Origin of the sequence: Streptomyces sp. MI02-7b, from assembly GCF_033793585.1 — a bacterium.
GTDB lineage: Bacteria > Actinomycetota > Actinomycetes > Streptomycetales > Streptomycetaceae > Actinacidiphila.
Genome location: NZ_JARAWX010000044.1, coordinates 34,326 through 44,960 on the forward strand (window position 1 = coordinate 34,326; position 10,635 = coordinate 44,960).

General features: G+C 70.9%; 9 protein-coding genes. 4 read left to right on the top strand and 5 right to left on the bottom strand.

The features are described from left to right. Nucleotides 1-8 precede the first annotated feature (8 nt). Nucleotides 9-950 carry an ABC transporter substrate-binding protein gene (locus PV364_RS39250; protein WP_319665728.1) on the bottom strand — a complete coding sequence of 314 codons (942 nt, stop codon included), beginning with the start codon at nucleotides 948-950 and terminating at the stop codon, nucleotides 9-11. 491 nt (nucleotides 951-1,441) lie between these two features. Between PV364_RS39250 and PV364_RS39255 the strand changes: the two genes are divergently transcribed. Continuing rightward, nucleotides 1,442-2,671 (top strand): NADP-dependent malic enzyme, encoded by a 1,230-nt coding sequence (locus PV364_RS39255; RefSeq protein WP_319665729.1) that lies wholly within the window; start codon nucleotides 1,442-1,444, stop codon nucleotides 2,669-2,671. Nucleotides 2,672-2,793: 122 nt separating this feature from the next. Then, the gene (locus PV364_RS39260) at nucleotides 2,794-3,756 is read left to right on the top strand and encodes a zinc-binding dehydrogenase (RefSeq protein WP_319665730.1); all 963 of its coding nucleotides are present in this window, start codon (nucleotides 2,794-2,796) and stop codon (nucleotides 3,754-3,756) included. Between the two features lie 87 nt (nucleotides 3,757-3,843). Here PV364_RS39260 and PV364_RS39265 read toward each other — a convergent pair whose 3' ends face one another. From PV364_RS39265 to PV364_RS39275, 3 genes are all read right to left on the bottom strand, one after another. Then, the gene (locus tag PV364_RS39265; protein WP_319665731.1) at nucleotides 3,844-4,755 is read right to left on the bottom strand and encodes a PadR family transcriptional regulator; all 912 of its coding nucleotides are present in this window, start codon (nucleotides 4,753-4,755) and stop codon (nucleotides 3,844-3,846) included. A 1-nt stretch (nucleotide 4,756) separates the two neighbouring features. Further along, on the bottom strand, nucleotides 4,757-5,632 hold the full coding sequence (locus PV364_RS39270) for a DUF4097 family beta strand repeat-containing protein (RefSeq protein WP_319665732.1): 876 nt from the start codon (nucleotides 5,630-5,632) through the stop codon (nucleotides 4,757-4,759). A 265-nt stretch (nucleotides 5,633-5,897) separates the two neighbouring features. Then, complete coding sequence (locus PV364_RS39275) at nucleotides 5,898-6,077, bottom strand: DUF6104 family protein (protein ID WP_319665733.1); 180 nt, start codon at nucleotides 6,075-6,077, stop codon at nucleotides 5,898-5,900. Between the two features lie 194 nt (nucleotides 6,078-6,271). Between PV364_RS39275 and PV364_RS39280 the strand changes: the two genes are divergently transcribed. Together PV364_RS39280 and PV364_RS39285 are read left to right on the top strand one after the other, a co-directional pair. Beyond that, entirely contained in the window at nucleotides 6,272-6,490 is a 219-nt protein-coding gene (locus tag PV364_RS39280) for a hypothetical protein (protein ID WP_319665734.1), read from the top strand. Between the two features lie 157 nt (nucleotides 6,491-6,647). Then, nucleotides 6,648-7,022 (top strand): tetratricopeptide repeat protein, encoded by a 375-nt coding sequence (locus PV364_RS39285; RefSeq protein WP_319665742.1) that lies wholly within the window; start codon nucleotides 6,648-6,650, stop codon nucleotides 7,020-7,022. A 69-nt stretch (nucleotides 7,023-7,091) separates the two neighbouring features. Here the strand turns inward: PV364_RS39285 and PV364_RS39290 are convergent. Beyond that, nucleotides 7,092-10,635: multifunctional oxoglutarate decarboxylase/oxoglutarate dehydrogenase thiamine pyrophosphate-binding subunit/dihydrolipoyllysine-residue succinyltransferase subunit (locus PV364_RS39290; protein WP_319665735.1), on the bottom strand; the 3,544-nt coding region annotated here is incomplete at its 5' end.

Sequence of the window (10,635 nt, forward strand, 5' to 3'; positions counted from 1 at the left end):
GCCGTGACTCAGGAGCCGCCGTTGACCTTGGCCTCGGTGACGGCGCCGTCGCCGACGCCCCACTTGTCCATCACCTTGGTGTAGGAGCCGTCCTTGATGATGGCGTCCAGCGCGGCCTGGAGGGCGTCGCGCAGCTGGGTGTTGGACTTCGACACGGCGATGCCGTACGGGCCGGCCTCGACCTGCTCGCCCGCGAGCTCGAAGTTCTGGCCGCCGCCCGAGGTCTTCACCGCGTAGGCCGCCACAGGGAAGTCGGAGACGTCGGCGACCACGCCGCCGGCCTTGAGGCGGGTCTGCGCGTCCGCGTCGGTGTCGAAGGGCTGGATCGCCATCGGCTTGTCGCACTTCTGCGCCTTGAGCAGGTCCTGCGAGGTGGTGCCGCGCTGCACGGCGACGTTCTTGCCGCACAGGTCGGCGAGCGACTTGATGCCCTCCGGGTTGCCCTTCCTCACGATGATCGAGGAGCCGGCCGTGAAGTAGTCGACGAAGTCGACACCCTCGCCGACCTTTTTGCCGGTGGCGGAGTCCACGCCGTCCTGGCGGTTCTTGGTGTCGCTCATCGCGGACATCACCACGTCGTAGCGCTTGCCGCGCAGACCGGTGAGCAGGGTGTCGAAGGTGCCGTTGTTGAACTCGAACTTGACGCCGAGCTGCTTGCCGAGGGCGTCGGCCAGGTCGGGGTCCATGCCGACGGTCTTGCCGCCGTCGACGAACTCCACGGGCGCGTACGCGATGTCGGAGCCGACCTTGATCACACCGGCGGACTTCACCGACTCAGGCAGCTTGTCGAACAGCGGTGCCTTGGGGGCGCCGGCGGAGGGCGACGCGGAGGTGCCCTTGTCCGTCTGGTCGCCGCAGCCGGTGAGCACGAGGGCACCGGCGACCGCGATCGCTCCGACCGCGGCGAGGCGGCTCGTGACGGTCGAGCGACGGGGGGTGGGTGCGGTCATTGCTGGTTCCTCCTGCGGGAGTCCTGGAGTAGCCGATCATCCGGGTACATGTATTCGGTTATCGCTACAGCGTGTGATCCCCGCATCTTGCCATCCGGGCATGTCTTCATAGGTGTCCGGTTGTGTCAAAATCGCATAACGGGCGATCCCCTGGGCCTCTCCGGGCCGGTACACCAAGGCCGGACCGCGGTGAGGTCGCGCCGCGGCGTTGTGCGGATCACCTTCCCGTCCCGCTATTCGGACGACTTGTCGCGTTCCGGAGGAACTCTCCGATGTGCGACACCGCGGAACGGCGGAGTTGGCTCGTCGGCGGAAACCGTCTTCCGGTACAACAGACCCTTACCCCTCACCTGGGGCCCCGGCGTGCGTGCGGCGCGCCCGGCGTCCGGGCTGCCCGGGACCACTGCGCGCCCGGGCGCGGAAGCCAGCCCACCTATCCCCTGCCGCAGGGGGTAGTACCCTCATAGACAATTCGGACAAAGGGGTCGAGAGTGGCAGCGGAGATTCTGAATCCTCGCACCAATGGCAGTGAATCCGGTGACAGCGCGGGCCGTGAAGGCCCCGAGAGCCCGGTGGACCCGGCCTTCGCGCTGCACCGCGGAGGCAAGATGGAGGTGTCCGCGACCGTCCCGGTGCGCAACGCCGACGATCTGTCGCTCGCGTACACCCCGGGCGTCGCGCGCGTGTGCACGGCCATCGCCGAGAAGCCCGAGCTGGTGTACGACTACACGTGGAAGTCCCAGGTGGTCGCCGTCGTCACCGACGGCACGGCGGTGCTGGGCCTGGGCGACATCGGCCCCGAGGCCTCGCTCCCGGTGATGGAGGGCAAGGCGATCCTCTTCAAGCAGTTCGGCGGAGTCGACGCGGTGCCCATCGCATTGGCCACCACCGACGTGGACGAGATCGTCGAGACCGTCGTGCGCCTCGCGCCGTCCTTCGGAGGGGTGAACCTGGAGGACATCTCCGCACCCCGCTGCTTCGAGATCGAGCGCAAGCTCCAGGAGCGCCTGGACATCCCGGTGTTCCACGACGACCAGCACGGCACGGCCGTGGTCACCCTCGCCGCGCTGCGCAACGCCGTCCGGCTGACCGGCCGTACGCTCGGTGAACTGCGCGCGGTGATCTCCGGCGCCGGTGCCGCGGGTGTCGCGATCGCCAAGATCCTGGTCGAGGCGGGCATCGGCGACGTCGCCGTCACCGACCGCAAGGGCGTGGTGCACGCCGGGCGCGACGACCTCAACTCCGCCAAGCGGGAGCTGGCCTCGTACACCAACAGGACCGGCCTCACCGGCTCGCTGGAGGAGGCCCTGCAGGGCGCCGACGTCTTCATCGGCGTCTCCGGCGGCAACGTCCGCGAGGAGGCCGTCGCGGGTATGGCCAAGGGGTGCTTCATCTTCGCCATGGCGAACCCGACGCCGGAGATCCACCCCGAGGTGGCGCACCGGTACGCCGCCGTCGTGGCCACCGGCCGCAGCGACTACCCCAACCAGATCAACAACGTGCTCGCCTTCCCCGGCATCTTCTCCGGCGCGTTCCAGGTGCGGGCCTCCCGCATCACCGAGGGCATGAAGATCGCCGCCGCCGAGGCGCTCGCCGCGGTCGTCGACGGCGATCTGTCGGCCGACCGGGTGATCCCCTCGCCCTTCGACGAGCGGGTCGCCCCCGCGGTGGCCGCGGCCGTGGCCGCCGCCGCCCGCGCCGAGGGCGTCGCCCGGCGCTGAGCCGGTCGTCCTCTCATCGCTCTCGTCGTTCTTGTCGTTCTCGTCGTTGCGGTCGCCCAGCGGCGCGTGTCACATCCCGGTGCGGTTCCGCCGGAGTGCCGCGCGCCGCTAGCGTCATGGCCATGTTCGCTGCCTACGCCGCCCGCATCGACCGCGACCAGCCCCTGAACGGCCTCGAACTCGGGGAACGCCCCGAACCGCAGGCCCGGCCCGGCTGGAGCACCGTCACCGTCAAGGCCGCCTCCCTCAACCACCACGACCTGTGGTCGCTGCGCGGGGTGGGCCTCGGCGAGGAGAGCCTGCCGATGATCCTCGGCTGCGACGCCGCCGGGATCGACGAGCACGGCAACGAGGTCGTCGTCTACCCGGTCGTCGGCCTCAGCGGCCACGGCGTCGGCCCGGACGAGCCGCGCTCCATCCTCACCGAGAAGTACCAGGGCACCTTCGCCGAGAAGGTCTCCGTCCCCACCTGGAACCTGGTGCCCAAGCCGAAGGAACTGTCCTTCGAGGAGGCCGCCTGCCTGCCCACGGCGTGGCTGACGGCCTACCGGATGCTCTTCACCAACGCCGGTGTCCGACCCGGTGACTCGGTGCTCGTCCAGGGCGCGGGCGGCGGTGTCGCGACCGCCGCGATCGTGCTCGCCAAGGCCGCGGGCCTGCGGGTCTTCGCCACCAGCCGCGACGAGGCCAAGCGCAAGCGCGCCGAGGACCTGGGCGCGGACGCCGCCTTCGAGCCGGGCGCGCGGCTGCCGCGGCGGGTGGACGCCGTCATCGAGACCGTGGGCGCCGCCACCTGGTCCCACTCGGTCAAGTCGCTGCGGCCGGGCGGCACCCTCGTCATCTCCGGCGCGACCTCCGGCCCCAACCCCCCGGCCGCCGAGCTCAACCGGATCTTCTTCCTGGAGCTCAAGGTCGTCGGTTCCACCATGGGCACCAAGGACGAGCTGGAGGACCTGCTCAGCTTCTGCGCGGTCACCGGCGTGCGTCCGGTCGTCGACACCGTGCTTCCGCTGGACCGGGCCCGTGAGGGCTTCGAGAAGATGGCCGGAGGCGACTTGTTCGGCAAGGTCGTCCTGACGCTCTGACGCTCTGACGCTCTGACGCTCGAACGTCCGACGGCGCGGGGGCCGTCCGCACGGACGCCCCCCGCGCCGTCCGTGCGGGCCGGCCGGTCAGTCCTTCCGGTCCTTGCGCCCGCCGCGCAGGACGACGCCGATGTGGGCGGCCGCGGTGGACAGGTGGCGGCGCACCTCGCGCAGCTGCTCGGCGTCGACGCCGTTGTCGCGGGCGGCGTCCCGCACGTCGTCGCGGAAGCGGTCGAGGAGGCGTTCCAGGTCGCGTGCGGGGTCATCGGTCACGGCGGCGTCCTCCGCCCCCCATTCGGGGGTCCCGGCGGGCTGCTCGGACTTGACGTACGGGGGCGGCCAGGCGGAGTTGCGGCCGAACGCGCCCAGTTCACGGGAGAGTTCGGCCAGGCCCTCACGGACCCCGGCCTGCCAGTCGCCGCGCCGGACGTGGTCCTGGACCTCCTCCTGCACGCGGCGCGCGATGCGCTGCACCTCGTCGCGGGCGGCGTCCTGGGCCTCCTTGGCGGCGCGCTTGGCGTTGCGGGCCTCCTCGCGGGCCTGCCGGATCTCCTCCTTCGACCGGCGCATCTGCTCCTTCCAGTCGGACTGGGAGTTCTTCGGCTGCGTGCGCGTCGCCTGCTGGGTGGCGGCCCGGATCTCGCGGCGCAGGTCGCCCGCGGCGCCGCGGACGTCCTCGCGGATCTCCGCGGCCAGGGAGGACACCGAGTCGCGGATCTCGTTCTCCAGGTCGGCCAGCTCGTCGTCGCGGGAGGCGAGTTCGGCGCGGCCGGCGTCGGTGATGGAGTACACCTTGCGGCCGCCCTCGGTGGAGTGGGTGACCAGGCCCTCCTGCTCCAGCTTCGCCAGCCGCGGGTAGACGGTGCCGGCGGAGGGGGCGTACAGGCCCTGGAAGCGCTCCTCCAGGAGGCGGATGACCTCGTAGCCGTGGCGGGGGGCCTCGTCCAGCAGCTTCAGCAGGTAGAGGCGGAGCCGGCCGTGGGCGAAGACGGGGGCCATGTCAGACGCCCTTCCGGAACGGGTCCGCGGCGTCGGAACCGTAGGGGCCGTCCGAGGAGGGTGGCCGGCGCAGCAGGGCGATCGCGCCCGAGACGGTGGTCGCCTTCAGCCGGGTGCCCCCCGTCCCCATCCGGCCGGAGATCCGCTTGGCGCCCCACTGCCCGCTGACCCGCAGCTCGTCGAAGGCGCAGGAGACGTCGCCGCTGGTGGTGTTGGCGTCCACCTCGGCGTCGGCCGGATCGGGGATGCGGATGGCGATCTCGCCGGAGACGGAGGTGAGACGGACCTCGGAGCCGCCGCGCGGGTCGAGGTCGAGCACCATGTTGCCGCTCACGGAGTCGGCCTTGACCTGGGTGCCGCTGCCCTCGACCACGGTGAGGTCACCGGAGACGGTGTTCACCCGCAGGTCGCCCGAGACCGCCTGGGCCTCGACGTTCCCGGCCACCGTCTCGGCCGTCACCGGGCCGGCCTGCCCGACGAGCGTGATGTCGCCGTTGACCCCGCGGACCGCCGTGCGGTCGGTGATTCCCGAGACGACCGCGCTGGCCCCGACGACCCCGACCGAGACCTGGGTGCGCTGCGGCACCGCGAGCGAGACCACGGCGTGCCGCCGCCAGCCCTTGCGGTCGAGCCACTTGAGCAGGCCCTTCCACGGCAGGTCCTCGTAGGAGACGGTGAGGGTGCCGCCCTCGTGGGTCACGATCAGCGGCGGCCCCTCCAGTTCGCCGACCTCCAGCCGCGCCGGGCCCTCGTCCACGCCGACGACGTTGACCGCGCCGTTGACGATGCGCACGTGCAAGGTGTCGACGGCTCCGTCGAAGACCAGCTTGTGCGGCTCGGTGACCTTCCACTCCCGTGTGCCGGGTGTTCCGCTCATTCCGCCCCTCCTCGGGGTCGCCGGGCGCGGGGGCCGCGCCGACACCGACAACGCAACATATCGCGTCTCTCGATAGACACGATATATCGCGTGACACGGAAGTCAAGCGCCCTCGCGCGTCCCGCGGCGCCGAGTCCTGGCCGGGCCGGGGCATTTCAGGACCGGTTGCCCAGGGCTACCGGTGGGTCGCGTCAGACCCGGGGGACGGGCGCGGCAGGCGCGCACGCGGTCCGGTGGACCTCCGGGCCCCCGGAGGTCGCTCGGGTCACTCGTCCTCGTCGTCGTCCAGCCGGGCGAGCCAGGTGGCCAGCCGCTCCACGGGGATCTCGAACTCGGGGTTGAGGTCGACGAACTCGCGCAGCCGCTCGGCGAGCCACGCGAGGCTCACCTCCTCCTCGCCCCGGCGGTTCTCCAGTTCCTCGATGCCGCGGTCGGTGAAGTACAAGGGGTGCTCCGGATCAGGGGTCGAAGGATGACGTCACAGGCCAGGATAAGTACTCCCCGCGACGTGAACCGGAGGCTCCCCCCTCTTCCCCCGCCCGCCCGCGCACCCGTGCGCGGGCGGCATATGACGTGGCTTGCCACAGGTACGGGCCCGGGCACGGGAAGCTGTGCCGAGACATCCTGAGGGAGGGGAGCTTGGTGGCTTCGCAGGGCGGCGTGGCGCCCTCGGTGGCCGGGGTGGCGCTGCCCGACTTCACCGGGGTCGATCCCCTGAGGATGCTGCGGGAGGGCAGAGGGCATCCGCAGTCGCTGCGTGTCCTCGCCGATCTGCGGGACCGGATGGAGCCGGGAGGAGAGCCCGCCGTCTCCTATGACGACGACAGCCCCGGGGGCCTCTCGCGGCGGGTGGAGTGAGGGCAACGCGTCACGATCCCGCCCCCTGGCCCCCCGCAGTGCTCGATGTCGCCGCCGTGCGGCGCGAGGGCGTTCCGGCCGTGCCCTTCAGGCAGTCCGTGCGAACACGTCGTGACCAACCGCACGCAGCCGCGGGATCTGTTGGCGCTACGCCGCCCTGGACATCGCCGAACGCACCCTCGCCGGCATGCGCCGGGCCGTCGGCGAGGACCACCCCTGGGTCCTCGGCTGCGCCCTCAACGCCGCGGGTGCGCTCGGCCCGGCGGGCCACGAGGAGGACGCCGTCGAGCTGAGCCACGGCACTCTCCGGCAGGCCGTGCGGATCATGGGTGACACCCACCCCCTGACGCTGTCCTGCAAGGCGGCCCTCGCGGACGACCTGAGGTCCCTGCGGCGCACCGAGGAGGCGGGCAGGTGGGAGCGCGAGGCACTGCAGCAGTCGACCGACACCCTCGGCGCCCGGCACCCGCACACGGTGTCCGTACGCCATCGGGAACGGCAGTACGGGGACTTCGAGCCCCAGCCCATCTGAGCCCGGCACGCGAGGGGCCCCGCACTCGACGAGTGCGGGGCCCCTCGCGTGGTGTCGCTCAGTGGTGCCTCAGAGGTCGAAGACCTCGTGCACCAGCTGCTCCTGCTCCTGCTGGTGCCGCTTGGCGGAGCCGACCGCCGGCGACGAGGAGGACGGGCGCGAGACGCGACGCAGCCGGTCGGCGTTGTCGGGGGCGGCGCCCAGGACCAGGTCGAGGTGGTCGATGAGGTTGAGGGCGATGAACGGCCAGGCACCCTGGTTGGCCGGCTCGTCCTGGGCCCAGACGTACTTCTGGGCCTTGGTGAACGGGGCCAGGGCGGCCTGGATCTCCAGGCCCGGGAGCGGGTAGAGGCGCTCGATCCGGATGAGGGCGGTGTCGAAGGCACCGCGCTTCTCCCGCTCGGCGACGAGGTCGTAGTAGACCTTGCCGGAGCAGAAGACGACCTTGCGGACCTCTTCCGGCCTGACGGCGGAGTCACCGATGACCGGCTGGAACTCACCGGAGGTGAAGTCCTCGGTCGTCGACGTCGCCGCCTTCAGGCGCAGCATCGACTTCGGGGTGAAGACGATGAGCGGCTTGTGGTGCGGGTTGTGGACCTGCCACCGCAGGAGGTGGAAGTAGTTCGCCGGGGTGGTCGGGACCGCGACCGTCATGTTGTTCTGCGCGCACAGCTGCAGGAAGCGCTCGATGCGGGCGGACGAGTGGTCCGGGCCCTGGCCCTCGTAGCCGTGCGGGAGGAGCAGGGTGACGCCGGACGTCTGGCCCCACTTCTGCTCGGCGGAGGAGATGAACTCGTCGACGACGGTCTGCGCGCCGTTGACGAAGTCACCGAACTGGGCCTCCCAGGCGACGAGCGCGTCCGGGCGGGCGAGCGAGTAGCCGTACTCGAAGCCCATCGCCGCGTACTCGCTGAGCAGCGAGTCGTAGATGTTGTAGCGCGCCTGGTCCTCGGCGAGGTAGAGCAGCGGGGTGTAGTCCTCGCCGGTCTCCCGGTCGACCAGGACGGCGTGCCGCTGGCCGAAGGTGCCGCGGCGGGAGTCCTGACCGGCGAGCCGGACCGGGGTGCCCTCCATCAGCAGAGAGCCGATGGCCAGGGTCTCGCCCATGGCCCAGTCGATGGTGCCGTCCTCGACCATGGCCGCCCGGCGCTGCAGCTGCGGCAGCAGACGCGGGTGGACGGTGATCCGCTCGGGGATGTTGACCTGCGAGGCCGCGATCCGCTTGACGGTCTCCTGGCTGATCGCGGTGGCGACCGGGACCGGGAACTCCGGTCCGGGGGCCGCGTTCTCCTCCTGCTGCGAGGTGGAGGGCGCGGTGGCCTCGCGGACCTCGGTGAAGACCTTCTCCAGCTGGCCCTGGTAGTCCTGCAGGGCCTGCTCGGCCTCTTCCAGGGTGATGTCGCCGCGGCCGATCAGGGACTCGGTGTAGAGCTTGCGCACCGAGCGCTTCTTGTCGATCAGGTCGTACATCAGCGGCTGGGTGAAGGACGGGTTGTCGGCCTCGTTGTGACCGCGGCGGCGGTAGCAGATGAGGTCGATGACGACGTCCTTGTTGAACGCCTGGCGGAACTCGAAGGCGAGCCGTGCGACGCGGACCACGGCCTCCGGGTCGTCGCCGTTGACGTGGAAGATCGGCGCCTCGATCATGCGCGCGACGTCGGTGCTGTACATCGACGAGCGGGAGGACTCCGGGGCGGCGGTGAAGCCGACCTGGTTGTTGATCACCACGTGCACGGTGCCGCCGGTGCGGTAGCCGCGCAGCTGCGACATGTTGAGGGTCTCCGCCACCACGCCCTGGCCGGCGAAGGCCGCGTCGCCGTGGAGCACGACCGGCATGACGGTGAAGTCGGTGCCGCCCTTGCCGATGACGTCCTGCTTGGCGCGGGCGATGCCCTCGACGATCGGGTCGACCGCCTCCAGGTGCGAGGGGTTGGCGGCCAGCGAGACCTTGATCTGCTCGCCGTCCAGGCCGGTGAAGGTGCCCTCGGCGCCCAGGTGGTACTTCACGTCGCCGGAGCCGTGCATCGACTTCGGGTCGAGGTTGCCCTCGAACTCGCGGAAGATCTGCGCGTACGACTTGCCGACGATGTTGGCCAGCACGTTCAGCCGGCCGCGGTGGGCCATGCCGATGACGACCTCGTCCAGGCGCGACTCGGCGGCCGCGTCGATGACGGCGTCGAGCAGCGGGATGACGGACTCGCCGCCCTCCAGCGAGAAGCGCTTCTGGCCGACGTACTTGGTCTGCAGGAACGTCTCGAAGGCCTCGGCGGCGTTGAGCCGGCGCAGGATGCGCAGCTGCTCGTCGCGCTCGGGCTTGGTGTGCGCGCGCTCGACGCGGTCCTGGATCCACTTGCGCTGCAGCGGGTCCTGGATGTGCATGAACTCGATGCCGACGGTGCGGCAGTACGAGTCGCGCAGCACGCCGAGGATGTCACGCAGCTTCATCAGGGACTTGCCGGCGAAGCCGCCGACCGCGAACTCGCGCTCCAGGTCCCACAGGGTGAGCCCGTGCTCGGTGATGTCGAGGTCGGGGTGCTTGCGCTGCTTGTACTCCAGCGGGTCGGTGTCGGCCATGACGTGGCCGCGGACCCGGTAGGAGTGGATCAGCTCGAAGACGCGGGCGGCCTTGGTGACGTCGTCGTCGTGGCTGGCGTCGATGTCCTTGAGCCAGCGGACCGGCTCGTAGGGGATGCGCAGCGCCTCGAAGATGTCGTCGAAGAAGTTGTTCTCGCCCAGCAGCAACTGGTTCATGATCCGCAGGAACTCGCCGGACGCGGCACCCTGGATGACCCGGTGGTCGTAGGTGCTGGTCAGCGTCATGACCTTGGCGATGCCCAGCTTGTTCAGGGTGTCCTGGGAGGTGCCCTGGAACTCGGCCGGGTAGTCCATCGAGCCGACGCCGAGGATCACCGACTGCCCGGGCATGAGCCGCGGCACCGAGTGGACGGTGCCGATGCCGCCGGGGTTGGTCAGGGAGGCCGTGACGCCGGAGAAGTCGTCCATGGTCAGCTTGCCCACCCGGGCGCGGCGGACGATGTCCTCGTAGGCCTGCCAGAACTCGAAGAAGTTCAGGGTCTCGGCCTGCTTGATCGCCGCGACGACGAGCTGACGGTCGCCGTTGGGCTTGACCAGGTCGATGGCCAGGCCGAGGTTGACGTGCTCGGGCTTGACCAGCGTCGGCTTGCCGTCCTTCTCGGCGAAGGACCAGTTCATCGACGGCATGATCTTCAGTGCCTGCACCATGGCGTAGCCGATGATGTGCGTGAAGGAGACCTTGCCGCCGCGGGCGCGCTTGAGGTGGTTGTTGATGACGATGCGGTTGTCGAACAGCAGCTTCACCGGGATGGCGCGCACGGAGGTGGCCGTGGGCAGCTCCAGCGAGGCGTGCATGTTCTTCGCCACGGCCGCGGACGGGCCGCGCAGCGTCACGAACTCGGGGCCCGCGGGGCTCTCGCCGGCGGAGGCCCTGGGGGCCGGGGTCGGCTGCTGCGCCGGGGTGGGCTTCACGACGGCGGGCTTCGCCGGGGCGGGAGCCGCGGCGGCGGCCGGAGCCGGGGCGGCGGCAGGGGCGGCAGCGGCGGGCTTCACCGGCGCGGGGGCCGGGGCCCGTCTC

Bases quoted from the DNA above. Each gene is read 5' to 3' on its own strand.
- PV364_RS39250 (WP_319665728.1), bottom strand. From the start codon at position 950: ATGACCGCACCCACCCCCCGTCGCTCGACCGTCACGAGCCGCCTCGCC.
- PV364_RS39260 (WP_319665730.1), top strand. From the start codon at position 2,794: ATGTTCGCTGCCTACGCCGCCCGCATCGACCGCGACCAGCCCCTGAAC.
- PV364_RS39265 (WP_319665731.1), bottom strand. From the start codon at position 4,755: ATGGCCCCCGTCTTCGCCCACGGCCGGCTCCGCCTCTACCTGCTGAAG.
- PV364_RS39270 (WP_319665732.1), bottom strand. From the start codon at position 5,632: ATGAGCGGAACACCCGGCACACGGGAGTGGAAGGTCACCGAGCCGCAC.